Annotated in this window: 11 protein-coding genes, 1 tRNA gene and 2 pseudogenes; 5 read left to right on the plus strand and 9 right to left on the minus strand. The window is 45.8% G+C overall.

The annotated features are described in order from the left end of the window. Positions 1 to 251 precede the first annotated feature (251 nt). The 4 genes from nac to KVT28_RS11535 all read right to left on the minus strand — a co-directional run bounded on the left by nac (position 252) and on the right by KVT28_RS11535 (position 5,225). Positions 252 to 1,169, minus strand: a complete 918-nt coding sequence (gene nac / locus KVT28_RS11520) for a nitrogen assimilation transcriptional regulator NAC (RefSeq protein ID WP_101763422.1) — start codon at positions 1,167 to 1,169, stop codon at positions 252 to 254. A 568-nt stretch (positions 1,170 to 1,737) separates the two neighbouring features. After that, entirely contained in the window at positions 1,738 to 2,769 is a 1,032-nt protein-coding gene (locus tag KVT28_RS11525) for an ABC transporter permease (protein WP_101763421.1), read from the minus strand. 14 nt (positions 2,770 to 2,783) lie between these two features. Beyond that, positions 2,784 to 4,268, minus strand: a complete 1,485-nt coding sequence (locus KVT28_RS11530; protein ID WP_217548574.1) for a sugar ABC transporter ATP-binding protein — start codon at positions 4,266 to 4,268, stop codon at positions 2,784 to 2,786. Positions 4,269 to 4,301: 33 nt separating this feature from the next. Next, positions 4,302 to 5,225 carry a sugar ABC transporter substrate-binding protein gene (locus KVT28_RS11535; RefSeq protein WP_101763419.1) on the minus strand — a complete coding sequence of 308 codons (924 nt, stop codon included), beginning with the start codon at positions 5,223 to 5,225 and terminating at the stop codon, positions 4,302 to 4,304. A gap of 507 nt (positions 5,226 to 5,732) precedes the next feature. Between KVT28_RS11535 and KVT28_RS11540 the strand changes: the two genes are divergently transcribed. The 4 genes from KVT28_RS11540 to KVT28_RS11555 all read left to right on the plus strand — a co-directional run bounded on the left by KVT28_RS11540 (position 5,733) and on the right by KVT28_RS11555 (position 7,700). Next, positions 5,733 to 5,808 (plus strand) — tRNA-Asn (locus KVT28_RS11540). A gap of 244 nt (positions 5,809 to 6,052) precedes the next feature. Beyond that, entirely contained in the window at positions 6,053 to 6,385 is a 333-nt protein-coding gene (locus KVT28_RS11545; RefSeq protein WP_110866699.1) for a helix-turn-helix transcriptional regulator, read from the plus strand. Further along, the gene (locus KVT28_RS11550; RefSeq protein WP_110866690.1) at positions 6,370 to 6,681 is read left to right on the plus strand and encodes a HipA N-terminal domain-containing protein; all 312 of its coding nucleotides are present in this window, start codon (positions 6,370 to 6,372) and stop codon (positions 6,679 to 6,681) included. Before KVT28_RS11545 ends, KVT28_RS11550 begins: the two co-directional genes overlap by 16 nt. Further along, positions 6,678 to 7,700: a type II toxin-antitoxin system HipA family toxin gene (locus KVT28_RS11555; protein WP_217548576.1), complete on the plus strand. Its 1,023-nt coding sequence runs from the start codon at positions 6,678 to 6,680 to the stop codon at positions 7,698 to 7,700. Before KVT28_RS11550 ends, KVT28_RS11555 begins: the two co-directional genes overlap by 4 nt. Before the next feature lie 98 nt (positions 7,701 to 7,798). Here KVT28_RS11555 and KVT28_RS11560 read toward each other — a convergent pair. From KVT28_RS11560 to KVT28_RS11575, 4 genes and pseudogenes are all read right to left on the minus strand, one after another. Continuing rightward, positions 7,799 to 8,100 (minus strand): annotated as a pseudogene (locus KVT28_RS11560) (transcriptional regulator). Positions 8,101 to 8,114: 14 nt separating this feature from the next. Beyond that, a pseudogene (locus tag KVT28_RS11565) lies at positions 8,115 to 8,431 on the minus strand (type II toxin-antitoxin system RelE/ParE family toxin). Between the two features lie 600 nt (positions 8,432 to 9,031). Then, on the minus strand, positions 9,032 to 10,003 hold the full coding sequence (locus KVT28_RS11570; RefSeq protein ID WP_217548578.1) for a hypothetical protein: 972 nt from the start codon (positions 10,001 to 10,003) through the stop codon (positions 9,032 to 9,034). 1 nt (position 10,004) lies between these two features. Continuing rightward, complete coding sequence (locus KVT28_RS11575; RefSeq protein ID WP_217548580.1) at positions 10,005 to 12,305, minus strand: AAA family ATPase; 2,301 nt, start codon at positions 12,303 to 12,305, stop codon at positions 10,005 to 10,007. 100 nt (positions 12,306 to 12,405) lie between these two features. On the opposite strand from KVT28_RS11575, the gene KVT28_RS11580 reads away from it, so the two are divergent. After that, positions 12,406 to 13,980, plus strand: a complete 1,575-nt coding sequence (locus tag KVT28_RS11580; RefSeq protein WP_217548582.1) for an ATP-binding protein — start codon at positions 12,406 to 12,408, stop codon at positions 13,978 to 13,980. An 87-nt stretch (positions 13,981 to 14,067) separates the two neighbouring features. Here KVT28_RS11580 and KVT28_RS11585 read toward each other — a convergent pair whose 3' ends face one another. Next, positions 14,068 to 15,366, minus strand: a complete 1,299-nt coding sequence (locus KVT28_RS11585; protein ID WP_217548584.1) for an NtaA/DmoA family FMN-dependent monooxygenase — start codon at positions 15,364 to 15,366, stop codon at positions 14,068 to 14,070. Between the last annotated feature and the right edge of the window lies 1 nt (position 15,367).

The following is a 15,367-nucleotide window of genomic DNA, read 5'->3' on the forward strand; positions in this document are numbered from 1 at the left end:
CATTGTGGCTAAATATGCGCTGGATCGGTCCCCGCTCCCGCAAGCGGGCGAGGGAGTTGATTGAGCGGTTGGTTGGTAAGGTGATCATTGTGGCTAAATATGCGCTGGATCGGTCCCCGCTCCCGCAAGCGGGCGAGGGAGTTGATTGAGCGGTTGGTTGGTGAGGTGATTTATTTGGCTAATATAGGCGGGATCGGTCCCCTCTCCCATTGATGGGAGAGGGTTAGGGTGAGGGAAAAGGTGCGCTTAACTCATCCCACCAGCATCAATTCGCGGTCCTCTACCGCTGGCTTATTCAGCAGCGACAGCAGAATATTCTTCACGGCCTGCGCCGATGGCGACAGCGGTAGACGCGCCGAGATGTTCAGCGACAGCGGCAGATTGAGTGACGGACTGTTAATGCGCGCCATCCACGCATGGGTTGAACTCACCAGCGCCCGCGCCGCAGATTCTGGCAGCACCGTCACGCCCATGCCGCTGGACACCGCCGCAGTCAGCGTCGAAATGGATTCGATTTCGCCAATGATGCGCGCGCTCAGACGGCGCAGCGAGAACGCTTCATCGACACGTTTACGCACCGCACTGTAATCGCGCGGCAGGAACAGGCTCATCTGCGCCACATCGGCCAGATCGACCGTCGCACCCGGGCACGCCGTTGCGCCCACCAGATAGAGCTCTTCTTTCATTAAAGGAATGCTGTTGATGCCCGCCGTTGGCGCACGGTCGTACAGCACTGCCATATCCAGCTGGCCGTTCATCACTTTTTCATTGAGCGAGGTGCCGCTGTTTTCATGCAGATACACCAGCACATCCGGGAACTGCTCACGCACCGTGTGCAGCAGCGGCATGGTGAGCGAGGATGCGGCGGTGCCCGGCGCTAAACCAATCGAAACCTGGCCGTTCAGTGCCTGGCCGGCGTTAATCACCGCCGTTTGCGCCTGTTCACACTGGCGCAGAATGGTGCGAGCGTGGGCATACAGAATTTTTCCGGCTTCAGTGGGCGTCACGCCGCGCTTGGTGCGGATCAGCAATTGCTGATCGAGTTCATTTTCCAGCGTCGCCACCTGCTGGCTAAGCGCAGGCTGCGCGATGTGCAGCACTTCTGCTGCCTGAGTCAGGCTGCCGATATCGACGATTTTTACAAAATATTTGAGTCGTCTTAAATTCATGTTGCCTCCGTCAATCCCCGAATACCCAGTTGGGTGTTTCAGCCTGCTGGCTTGTGGAAATGAAGTTGCAATATGCAGGCCAGGTTTGTTCGCGATGCAAAATTGCGTTGCCAGATTTTTCCTAACGGCACGGAAAATAAGCGTTTGTGATTACCTCGAAGGAGTTAATAAGCGTGGGCGATGACGTGATTTGCGTGAGCTTTAGACAGCATGCACCGCTGTGGGGCAGAAAATGCGAGTCAGGCGTGCAAAAAAGTGATGACCGGATGAGCTGGTTTGGTGCAGAAAACACAGAAAGTGAACAGAAACGGCGGGAATGGAACAAAAGGAGCGGGAAAGAAGGAGGTTAGCCAGTTGGAAAACTTATGTGGCGGGCGGTGCGCGCTGTCCCTCACCCTAACCCTCTCCCGCGCGCGGGAGAGGGAACTGACCGTGCACAATGTCACTACGCAAAATAATTCGCGCTGTAGCAAGGCGGCAAGAAAATTCCCCCCGGGAGCATAGTTAACTATGTGGCCGGGGGGAATTTTCGCAGCCAACGCCGCTACAGCGTGAAGTATGAAGCGTATTAGCGTTTTTTACGGTTGCGATGCATATCTATTGAAACCGCTGCGACGATGATGATGCCTTTGATGATGTCCTGCACGTAAGCATCGACACCGACAAAGGTGAAGCCGCTCTTGATCAGGCCAAGGATCACTGCACCAATCAGCGTACCAGTGATGCGGCCCACGCCGCCCATCAGGCTGCTGCCGCCGATAACCGCAGCGGCAATGGCATCCAGTTCGTACGCCATCCCCATGCTCGACTGGCCGCTACTGACGCGCGCCGCCAGCACCACACCCGCCAGGCCAGAGAGCGCACCGGCGATGGTGTAGACAATGATCAGGTACTTATTAACGTTAATACCGGACACTTTGGCGGAGGTCATGTTGCCGCCAATCGCGTAGACATATTTGCCGTAGCGGGTGTGTTTCAGTGCGATATGGAACAGGAACGCCACCACCAGGAAGATAATGACTGGCATCGCGCCCTGGCCGATGGAGGTGAAGCCATCTGACAGGAAGCTAATCGGGTTACCCTGCGTGTAGTACTGCGCCAGACCGCGTGCCGACACCATCATGCCGAGCGTGGCGATGAACGGTGGAATACCGGTTTTGGTGATCAGCACGCCATTCATTACGCCGCACAGCAGCCCTACGCCAATCCCGGCGACGATGGGGATCACCGCAGGCAGGTTCACCAGCGAGGGATACATCGGCGACAGGCTGTCTGAAGTTTGCGCCAGACTGGCCGCCACCACCGCGGTGAGGGCAATAACCGAACCGGATGACAGGTCAATACCGGTGGTGATGATGACCTGGGTCACGCCCACCGCGATGATGCCGATGATTGCCACCTGTAAAATAATCAGCACCAGGCGGTTGGTGTTCATCAGGAAAGATTGGTCACGTACGTACCAACCGGCAATTTCAAAAATCAGGGCAATGCCCACCATCACGACAAAAATCCCGGTATCTTTTGGCAGCTTGTGACGCAGGTTGCCAAAGAAAGAACTCTGTTCTGCGGCCTGCGGGGCCGTAATTTTTACGTTACTCATAGGTGTCTCACGCCTCACTCGGATGCCAACGACAAAATGGATTCCTGATTGGCCTCTTCTTTATCGAGGATGCCGGTTATACGTCCGCCGTGCATAACCATCACGCGGTCGCTCATGCCGAGAATTTCTGGCAGTTCGGACGACACCATAATGATGGCCACGCCGCGATTCGCCAGTTCACTGATCAAGCGATAAATCTCTGCTTTTGCCCCCACGTCGATACCGCGCGTGGGTTCGTCAAGAATCAGGATCTTCGGTTGCGCCAGCAGCCAGCGGGCAATCAGCACCTTCTGCTGGTTACCGCCGCTGAGGTTATTGATGATCTGATCCATGGTGGGGGTTTTAATGTTCAGCTTGCGAATCTGATCCATGCAGTCCTGCGCCATTTTGATGTGGCTGACAAAACCGCTTTTATGGGTGTAATCGGGCATGTTGACGATGCTCATGTTCTCCATCACCGACAACACCAGGAACAGCCCCGACTTTTTACGGTCTTCGGTCAGGAACGCCATGCCCTTCTCAATCGCCGTTGACGGCGAATCGATCTTGACCGGTATGCCATCAATCAGGATTTCACCGCTGTCGAAACTCTCCATGCCGAACAGGCTTTCCATCACTTCGCTGCGTCCGGCACCCACCAATCCCGCTACGCCGAGGATTTCGCCCTTGCGCACCGTGAAGTTGATGTCGGTGAAGCGATCTTTGCAGGTGAGATTGCGCACCGTCAGCACATCCCCACCGATTTCACCGTTGAATTTCGGGAACAGCTGGGTTAATTCACGGCCCACCATCTGCGTAATCAGTGACTGACGCGTGTATTCGCTGGTGCTGTTGCTGCCGACCCACGATCCGTCACGGAAAATACTGATCTCATCGGTAATGGTGAAAATCTCATCCATCTTATGGCTGATATAGATGATGGCTTTGCCCTGCTCACGCAGGTCGCGGATGATGGTAAACAGGTGCGCCACTTCGGTTTCCGTCAGTGCCGAGGTCGGTTCATCCATAATCACGATGTCCGAATTCCATGACACCGCTTTGGCGATTTCCACCATCTGCTGCGACGCAATACTCAACTCGCCAACCATACGATCGGCTTTCAAACGGATATTGAGTTTGTTCAGCAGCTCCTGCGTCTGTTTGTTCAGCTTGCCGTGGTCAACAAAGCCGTACTTCATCGGTTCGCGGCCGAGCCAGATATTCTCGGCCACGGTCATGTAAGGCACCAGATTGAGTTCCTGGTGAATCATGGAGATGCCGGAACGCAGCGCATCCATGGTGTCCTGAAACTGCACCGGCTCCCCTTTAATGCGAATGGTGCCCTTATCGGGACGATACATCCCGATAAGGCATTTCATTAAAGTGGATTTGCCCGCGCCATTTTCACCCATCAGGGCATGTACCGACCCCGGTTTAATACGCAGTGAGACATTGTCGAGTGCCTTCACTCCGGGGAAGAACTTGCTGATGCCTTCGGCTTCAAGCGCAAAAGCGGTCATACATCACCTCCGTACGGCTAAGTCGGTTACGGTTTATTTCTGATTCTGACTGGCGAATTTTTCGTAGTTATCTTTGGTAATCAGCTGGAACGGGATATCGACCACTTTCTGCACTTTCTCGCCGTTAATCAGCTTGACCGCTGTTTGTACCGCGCCTTCACCCTGACCTTTCGCATCCTGGAAGACCGTGGCGACCATTTTGTCGTTCTTGATCATCTGCAGTGCGTCCGGCGTACCATCCACACCCGCTACCAGGATGTGATTCGGGTTTTTACCCAGCGCCTGCAGCGCACCGATTGCCATTTCATCGTTGTTAGAGGCAATCGCCTGAATGTCATCGCCCGCGGTCAGCCAGTTACTCACCACGTCCACCGCATCATTACGGGTGAATTTGGCGGTCTGTTTCTGCACGACTTTAATGCCCGGATATTTGGCGACCACCGCTTCCACACCTTTGGTGCGTTCACGGGTGGATTCGTTAGCCAGGTCACCCAGCAGAATCGCCACGTTGCCTTTGCCGTTCATCTTTTTAGCCAGCGCTTCCATCTGCAGACGGCCCGCCAGTTCAGAATCCGAACCGACAAACGCCATTTTGTCTTTCAACTCGCCTGCCGGTTTACGGTTGACGAACACCAGCGGCACGCCGGCTTTCGCTGCGGCATCCACCAGCGGTTTCACCGCGTTGGTATCCACTGGGTTAACGATAATGGCGTCAACGCCCTGACCAATGAAGTTCTGCACCTGCTGCAGCTGCTGGGCCACGTCACCTTTGGCGTCTTCAACCTGGCCTTTGATGTTGTCTTTTTGCATCTCTTTCTGCATTGCGGTGCGCAGAATGGTGAGGAAGTTGTCATCAAACAGCGCCATAGAAACGCCTACCTGAAGGTCTTTTGCCATCACGGCGGCAGGTAACATGCAAACTAACAGGGAAGTTAATAACGCTTTTTTGAATTTCATAGGTAACCCTTCTTATTCGTTAACATGCTCAGGTTGGCTGAGACCGCGAATGAAAAATATCTTTTACATTCACCCAACGTCGCTGGCGTTTTTTTTGTGGTTGTAGAGGTAAGGCTTCTGGTCTAACGCTATCGATTTACTGCATCTTTTCTGTGTAACCCGCTACTAATCAGCCAGTTATTTTCGAAATGCCGTTTCAGATGACACAACTCATTTCGTCGGTGATGATTAGCAGTTCATTTATTTCATCTAACTTGCATTTGAAACTTTCATCATAAAAGCACTGAAATGATTGTTTTAAAATCGGCAAATAACAAAACTTTGACATGCATCTAACATCTCAAAGGAATTGCGTTTAAAGTGAGATCTTGCTGGCAGTTTAGAATCTGATCATTCAAGGCAGAAAAGCAGCATTCCGCTGCTTTTACGCGCACTTAAACCAAAAGTGTGCAGTCGGGCTTTGACAACGGGGATCGGCATCGCTAATATGCGCCTCGTTCACACGATTCCTCTGTAGTTCAGTCGGTAGAACGGCGGACTGTTAATCCGTATGTCACTGGTTCGAGTCCAGTCAGAGGAGCCAAATTTAGAGAAGCCCGCTTAGGAAACTAAGCGGGCTTTTTGCTTTCCTGTATATATCCAAATCTCCGCTCACTCAATTCCGCAGCTTTATCAAGTGTCATTAATGACACTTTTCAATCTCATCTCTAACGTCACTGCATGGATTTGGCGATAAAATAGTTAATAGGTTCAAAAATGAACCTTAAGGCTTTATAGTTGAGTCATATCGTAAAATGCAGGCTAGCAAAGGCGCAGCAGTGTCAAAAATGAACCTGGATGACATCAAATCTGAACTTAACAAGCTCTCTGAATCAGATCGACAGTGCGTGTTGGAAGAGTGGGCGTTGAACATTCAATCTTCAACTCAATGTGCTCCGAACGACATACGCGCTCTCAACGCTCTGGAATTTTCGCTTTTGCCGCAGATCATGACGCGTGAACTCAAGCAACAAAATATCACTTATGAAGAGATGGCTTTGCAAATTGGCGTTTCAATCTCGACGTTTAAACGAATGATTGCCAAACCATCATCGGCAAAGGCAATTAATCTCCATGCATTGCTTAAAGAGCTCGGAATAAAAGTATGGCTCGAAAAATAGCGGTGTGGCTATACCACCATCCTGTAGGAACATTGAGTGAAGTAGAAAGAGGTTTTGCTTTCTGCTATCAGCCCAATTATCGCGGGCCAGCAATATCTCTTAGCATGCCAGTGAGGTCGGAGCCTTACTTTAGTGAAGAGCTTCATCCATTCTTCAAGGGATTAGCACCAGAAGGATGGTTGCGTAAACGATATTCTGAAATTCAGAAAATTGACGACAAAGATCTGTTCGGTTTACTGATGCAGAATGGTGACGACTTGCTTGGTGCCGTCGTACTTAAAGAGATAACTCAATGAACCCAGAACGCTGCCTGATAAATTTAAACCTGCTGAAAGAATCCGAGTTGAATACGGGCTATTCGACACAAGGCATTAAACATTTACTGGGTAGTTTGCAAGTGTCCCTGAGCTTGCCGTTCACCCGTAGCCAGTTTATTCAGGAACTCCCTGAGCGCCAGAAAGGGATGAGCATTTCAGGCTATCAACCCAAGCTCTCTCTCCGCCTGGAAGCAGGAGAGTTGCATGTGGTCAGCAACGACGGTACCTATATTCTAAAACCCTCACCAGAGGAGTACCCGCACCTGGCAGAAAATGAGCATGCAACGATGTGTCTGATGCAACGCCTGAAATTTGACGTTCCATCCTTTGGACTTATGCAGTTTAAGCATGATGATAACCGGCCAGATGAACTCGCTTTTGTCATCAAGAGATATGACCGGATAGGGACTGATAAAGGCAGATTGCATCAGGAGCAGTTAGATGGCGCGATGGGCCTCGGCGATAAATATGGCTATGTAGACAATAAAAAGGCCACGAGTTACGAGAAAGCCGCTAAATTTCTCAATCATTCGGTAAGTAGCAGCTTAAAGAGTAAGCGAGATCTCTTTTTACGCATCATCTATGCCTATGTATTAGGCAATAATGATTTTCATCTGCGCAATATCGGCATCATCCTTCCTGAAAAAGGAGCGCCTTATTTGGCTCCAGTCTATGACTTTATCAGCGTCGTTCCCTACCCTACGGCGTTTAAAGAATATTTAGCGTTGCCGCTTCTGGAGCGAGAAGAAAATGATGCGGAAAGCGCTCCGGGAATTAACTCCATTTACGGGGAATATCTGGGAGCGGATTTTATTCTGCTCGCGCAAGGTATGGATATTCATCCCGCTTTGGCCAAAAAATGGCTAAGCGAAATTATCAGTAACCATCAGCTGATTATTGATACCTACACTGAAAGTCACATGCCAGAAGCGCAGCGAAAAACTGTCCTCGACTATGTTGCGCGGCGGATAACTTTATTGGCGGTCACTGAAATTTAGCTTGAATCAGGGCTGGAATCTGCACTTCCTATGGCGACCGCCAACCTGCTGCGTATAAATGCGCACCTTACAAGATTTCAGAACGTACTTGCTGGCGGTTACACCACAAATTCGTAATGCGTGCCGTCCGGCAATTCGATACCAAGACGCAGTTTGATCCTAGCCGCTTGGATGTAATGCTTGAGCGTTGACAACTTAAGATCGCGCCCCGCTTTTCCATGACAGTAACAGTCGGTTGTTTGATGTTGAGCGCCTGCGCCATTTCCACATGTGTTTTCTGCACTTTCTCGCGCAGTTCAGCAAGGTGAATATTGAGCAGCATCTCTTCTGCCAACGCCTGTGCATTAGCAACGACTTCAGGCTTTTCATCAGCAAGAATCTGTTCCAGCGTTCTACCCATCGCGTTACTAGTTTTCAACTCTTGTTCTCTAAGTACTGAGTAAATTCACGATCAGCCAACGGGATCATCTCGGCACAAAAGCGCTTTTCATTACCCACCTTGCTGCCAGCACAAAGCACGATTCCTGTTCGCCATGGGTCGAAGGCAAAAAATGCTCGAATGGGATCGCCTTTACTCTGCAAACGCAGTTCTTTCATATTGCTAAAACAGGATCATTTAATCGAATCGGCATAAGGTCTGCATAATCCCGGCCCTTTTTGTCGTAAAACGATTAATGCTGCCAGCACACAAGCTCGATCTGTGTCATCAATCAGTGATCAAATCGCTCCATCGTTTCGATCTGCCAGACAACAAACCCCGTAAATATAGGTCTAAAGCTATATAGGGGTAAAACGATAATCGAAGTATCGCGGGAATGAATAAATTGGAATTGAATAAAATGCACAGGATTTTTTAGCTTACTCAATTAATATGGGTGGAATTAATTTTTAATATAAATGCAAATTATGGATAAAAAGCAGACGTCTGAGGAAATAATTTGGTTAGCCATATATTTAAATTTATATGAATTATTATCCAATAAAAATATTGTTTAGCATCATATTGACGCTAAAACTCAGAGTTCAGTTTTACGATCAAGGACTTGGGGTTTTGTTTGCTTACCCTCCTCCTCAATATCACATATATTATTTACTAATAAGCTTAATCAATATAAATAAAAACACACCGTTGGAAGTTAGAAATTCGATTATTTGGTAATAAATAAAAATCAACATTATAACAAACCCAGAAATATCTTATAAAAATAACAGCTGATAATTCATCAAAAACAAAGTCAATGCAACTTTACAAGGCATAATTTATAAGAATATCTTTGTTCAAGATAAACGTATCCAACCACCTTGACTAGATATCAATATATATTTAATAACTACGTCAGCAACCTCTCTTTGAAATCGTCTAAATAAGCTTTTGCTAAACTACTGAATGGCGCATGAGGCATTGTAAGATTTCGCATCTCAGTTAATATTTTCTCCTGAAGAAGTTTGATACTTCTTATGGCATTTATTACATCAGGGAAATCGTTTAATTCTGAATTGTTTAGATTTTGAATTATAGTCCCCAACTCGACAACAACCTCCTCTAAAAAACTCATTCTATTAATTAATGAAATTCTTTCTTGAACTAACTTAATTCTGTTTAATCCATAAACTTGAATTGAGACCGCTCCTCTTATACTAACATTTCTTTCTAACCGCTCTTGACCCAACATGGCATAATCATGATTATTGTCATCAACATCATGAATCGTTTGAGGTATAATCAATCCGATTGCGTTATCATTTTTAATGCAATATGCTATGTGCTCCGAAGGATTATCTCGTGTCGGGTCCAGCAGTAAAGGTTTTTCTTGGGAGAAATTTTTGTTTTCGGCTAAACTTCTTACACCTAATATTGGAAAAGAATCTTTCTTTCCTGTCTGCATGTTTTGATGAAGTTGTCTCATATTATTAACCACTACTGGTATTATTTGTTTTCTACGTCGATTGCAGTCAATACAGCTTGGTAGCAAATTTTCCCAATCCATAGCAACCCACCAATATCCGGGGTGCTGATGCTCACCCTCAACAGCACCTTTAGGTCTGTAATGCTCAACATCCACCGGTGCTTGGCTAGCATAAAAAGATTCACAATAAGCGCATTTACCATGGAATAATTCTTCAAGCCTTTTCTTTACATCATCAGATTTATAGACTGAAAATTTAAATGGCTCTCTTTTTTCGTTGGGTTTTAACACCTTCGTCATGTGAGCCCTAACTCTTTCAAGCTCTGTTTTTCCATCTTTCTTTGTTGACATGAGTGAAGGAGGTGGCGGTTTATTACCTCTTTTTACAGAACGCATATCAATATCCCTCTAATGCCTTAATTATTGAACGGCGCGTTTCTTCTTCAAGAATGTGTAAACCGGCTTTACTTTCATGTTTACGACGCTGTAGATATTCTGCAACGGCTTTCTGAACTATTCTTTCTACTTCTGTTGAGCCAAGGGGTAATGAGGAGCTCACTTGCTGTTCAAGCTCTTTTAGCGCTTCTTCTTCTTCAGGTTTTAAAAAAATACCACTTGATTTTTTAGCCAAAAGGTCAGCTAAATGAGCTAGTTTAGCTTCTGCCCCACTTGAGTCTGTACTGAACATACTGAATAAATCGGATGTCAATAACTGTTCAATAGTAAGATTTTCAATATTAGGTAGCTGATCAATTAATTCAACCATTATAGGAATTTCATTATTTTTGTTTTGTGAGATTCTAATCCTATTGAATACAACCACTTCGTTTTCATACATTCCCCTTAAACACAAGGGGTCATGAGTTGTAGCGATGAAGTATGCATTGGGAAATGTTTGCCTTAAGGCGGTCATTATTTGCATCTTCCAGCGAGGATGAAGGTGCGCCTCAATTTCATCAATCAATATTATAGCTTTAGCTTTATCAAACTCAACTGTCCCATTCCGGCATTGTCCTGCAAGTAATCCTTTTAATACATCGCAAACCATTGCCAAAACTGACCTGAAACCTGAAGATACTACAGAGAATGGTGTCTTAACTTCCGTAATATTATTATTGTCACCAACTTTAGTAACCATAAGGCAGCGATTATTTTCTTTGTCACGGATTAAAACATCAAAGTCTTCATCCACTGATAGTATTTTCCTTAAAGCTCTTACAACCATCAAAAATTCATTATCTTGAAGACTGAGTAACCATACTTCAGGATTTACCAAAACACGATCAGAATAAAATAACGTCCCAATATTACCTATTGAATTCTTTAATCTATTATAAGCTCCATACTGTCTGAAGGCGCCATAGGCAAAGAGTGGTGGTATTGCATCGATTTCACCTGTAACTTTCAACTTAAAATCATTCTCAATTTGTAATTCTAGAATTGCTGAATTAGTGAATTCAACGATAACTGAAGCTGATTTTGGACTATAACCATTTGTACTACCCATTAATTCAGGTGAGAGAACAAATGTTAATGGTGATTTGCCTAGCTGGCTACGTTGCATCTCTCCACATAGTGCTAATGCAATAGCCTCAAGAATAGAACTTTTCCCTGATGAATTTTCACCTAATATTAGTAAAGCTGCAGCTTCATCTTGATAGTTATATACATTATCTGCAAGCCTAACTTTAGGCATTTTCAACCTAATGCTTTGCAATGACTTAAAGTTCTGCAGTTCGAAAAATGATGGTGTTATATATTCAATGCGTGAGACGGGCGTGCTGTTTTTTATTTCTTTTTTAAGTATCCGCTTGTTTTTTAATTCATTAATGGAGTCATTAACCACCTTAATTCCAAAGGAGGTTTTATAAACATCTTGTAAAATACTATAAAGATTACTTTTGTTTTTTAGCAGTTTTTTATCGATCTTTATTTCTATAACTTTAATAAGTCGCACAAGTAACAAAAACCATGTACCACCAAACTCTATACTTTTAAATTCAAAAAGAGGTGACTCGATTTTTCTAACAAGATTAGATAACAATATATTGATATAATTATCATATGCTCTACCTCTCTCTTCAATCAGATACTGACTGTTTAAATTAAACAGTTTTATTGTTATTTCTGCGCGACGCGTTCGTGCTAAGATTTCACCGGAATAGTCGACAGAAAAATGCATTCCGAAATTTTTAACTTCGCAGGGATCCAATAATAATGCTTTATCCATATGTTTCCCTCGCCAGAGTCCAAAATTTTCATTGGCGAAATTTTTTACATCCTCTATAGAAGGGAGTTCCCCGCGGTTTTTACCAGAAACTGGGAATGTATTTCGAGAATTAGCATTACAATTTGAGCATACTGAGTAATAATTACCCCAGTCAGTTCTGAGCCAAATATAATAAATATGAGAAAAGGCAGACTTCAATAATGGCATTGCGCCATCAGTTGGTCTAAAAAGGTGTATGGATAGCGGAGTTTTACTCTCGCAAAATGCACACTTAGAATGAAAAAGCTTATTTAACGCTAATTGTATCGATTCATCATTTATTCTAAATCGCGTGGGAGGTACTGATGTTTGAGCTTTTCTATCATCAGAAAGGCTCATGAACTCAACTAGATCACTACGTTCAGCTCTTGCTTCATGACTTTGGAATGGGAGCGGTGGTGCAACATCGTTTCTGTTATAAAATAGCATTAGTTACACTCCTGTAACTACAATTGATTTATATTTGCATTTTACCTTTATAACATGATAGATATGTCATAAACAATAATTAATTTAATTGGGGTTAAGGATGAAATATCAAGTAGGAACTCTGGATGCGGTACCCTCAAAAAGACTTTTTCTATCAATAATAGCTGATTACGATCTTAATAAATCCATATGTGAATTGATTGATAATAGCTTCGACGTTTGGACTCGAAATGGTAGAAGAAACAGCATCGAAATTAACATTACCCTAAACAAAGAGCAGGGTATTATTAGCGTTGAAGATAACGCGGGTGGCCTCTCACAAAACGAACTGAAATACATTGTTAGCCCTGGTCATACTGGTTCCTCTTCAACAGATCAAACTATTGGAATTTTTGGTGTGGGTACAAAAAGAGCAGTTGTAGCTTTGGCTAGCGATATCCAAATTAAAACACGGTACAAAAAAGAACAAACGTATCAAGTCGAATTTGATGACAGTTGGCTTGATGATGAAGAGTGGATTCTACCTCTATTTACAGTTGGAGATATTGATTTCGGTTCAACACGCGTAGAACTGAAGAAATTGAGAATCATTATCACCGATGATCTAATTGAGAAACTGCATAACCACTTAAGAAAAACTTATGGGAAACTTCTAACCATAAATAATGTTTACTTGAAGCTAAATGATAAAATCATTGACCCCGAGTTTTTTGATAACTGGTCATACCCTCCTAACTATGAACCTAGAAGATATCATGGAATATTAACTACAGATAAAAAAAGAAATATTGATGTTGAAGTTATTGCAGGCCTAAGTAATGAGTCTAGTCCTGGCGCAGGAGAGTACGGTGTTTATTTTTATTGTAATGACCGTTTAGTAGCCCCAGCAATGAAAAGTTTTGATGTTGGATTTACAAAAGGCCAAGCAGGACTACCCCATCCAAAATTATCTTTAACAAAAGTAATTGTTTCAATGCAAGGCGATGCATCAGAAATGCCATGGAATAGTAGTAAATCTGACATTAATGTCAAACATCATGTTTTCATAGCATTGCATGATTGGCTTGTTCAAGTCGTCAAAGAGTATGCAACGTTATCAAGAGTTTGGATGGGGGAGTGGGCAGATAAAGTCTTTTCTCATGATAAAGGGAGGATTATTGATGTTCCCATTGAAAATTTTATAAATGTAAAAAAATCTTTTCTGCCCGACCCACCTAAATCAAGAATGAGATTGGCAGAAAAGATTGCAAAGAAGAATGAAAGATTATCGATTCGCAAGCCATGGACGAAAGGATTGTATGAAGGGGTCGTAGCCTCTGTTACTTTATCAAAACAACCTTTATCGCAAGCAAATTGGTTAGCATATAGTTTATTAGGAATAACATTAAAATCAGCCCTCAAAGAGTTTATTGTTAATGAGATTAATTGCAACTTATCAGACCAAGACATCAAGAAATTATTGAATTTAGAAAATGGAAAGTTACCACAAAAAATAAAAGAGCCAATAACATTACCGGACTTACTTTGGGGTAGGATTGAGAATATTTTGTACAGGCAAGAGAATTTACTTTATAGCCGAACCACACCATCTATTAGTCAAAATGAATTCACCGAAGCAAAAGAAGTCACAAGTGAAACATTAAAAAAACTCTTTAAAATAGATACAAATGATTAACTTAAAATTAATTTTAGCAATGTATTACTTGAAGGCATAATAGCTTGGATTTCGGGACCGTTATCTATGCCTTCCATTATAGTATGTTTATTTTTCTGTTAACGCAGCCAGCTCCAGACTGCTACGGAAATCGTTGCCGACATAATCGTTATCGATCAGCTGGCGGCGACGCAGTTCTGGCAGCAGGCCGTTAAGCAGCAAATCCTGCTGATCGGGCTGGCCGAGTCCATGCAGCGAAATCACATCCAGCACGCCGGCGCGGTAGCGCTGTTCGATGGCATCGGCCAGGGTTTCTGGCGTACCGGCAACAAACCAGTGGCCGGTCTCTTCGGCTTTGATGATCAGCTCGCGCAGGGTTAATCCTTCCAGCGCATAGCCACGGAAAATGGCGGCGCGCCCCTGACGACGATGCACCTGCGCCAGTTCGGGAATTAACGCGGCGGGCAGCGGTTGGTCGAGCGGCACATCGCGCAAATCCACCTCGCCGCCCAGCATATCGGCCACGCGTAATCTGCCCTGTTCATAGTTGATGCGTTCATGCTTATCGCGCAGACGGCGCGCCACATAGGCGTCGCTGTCGCCAATGATGGCGTGGAACGAGTTCATGATCAGCGGCGGATTATGTTCGCGGCCAAAACGTCGCGCCCGCTGCTGCACATCAGCCACGAAGGTTTGCGCCGCATCAAACGTGGGCTGCGAGGTGTAAATCACTTCGGCATAACGTGCGCCGAGCGTGACGCCCGCGTCGGATTGGCCCGCCTGGAACTGCACCGGACGGCGCTGTGGCGGCGGCGGTACGTTAAGCGGTCCCGCCACCTGAAAATAGTCGCCGCGATAGTGAATTGGATGCAGTTTGCTGTGGTCGAGACGAATGCCGCCGCTGGCGGTGCGCTGCACTGCCGCGCGTTCGTTGGCGTCATACAGCGCGTTCATCACTTCAATAAATTCAGTGGCGCGCGCGTAGCGCTCCTGCGGTGGCGGCAGCTGGCTTTCACCGAAGTTCTCCTCGCCTACCGACGAGGTCACTGCGTTCCAGCCCGCGCGACCGCCGCTGATGTGATCGAGCGTGCCGACCTGACGCGCCAGATTATACGGATGCAGCCAGCTGGTGCTGACGGTAGCGATTAAACCGATGTGCGAAGTGACCTGGCTCAATGCCGCCAGCGCAATCAGCGGATCTTGCGTGCCGGTGGTGCCCGCTAATCCGGCCGCATCGGCCTGCAGCAAATCGGCGGTGAACAGCCCGGTGATTTTTTCGCGCTCGGCAATTTTCGCCAGTTCGATAGCGCGCGTAATGCCCACGCCGGGCTGGCTGTCATTGGCGGCGGAAATCACACTGCTGGCGCCGACCAGCGTTTTCAGTTTTCTGCGATAGGTTTGCGACACA

It is taken from the genome of Pantoea sp. GbtcB22 (assembly GCF_019091025.1).
Classification (GTDB): domain Bacteria; phylum Pseudomonadota; class Gammaproteobacteria; order Enterobacterales; family Enterobacteriaceae; genus Pantoea; species Pantoea leporis.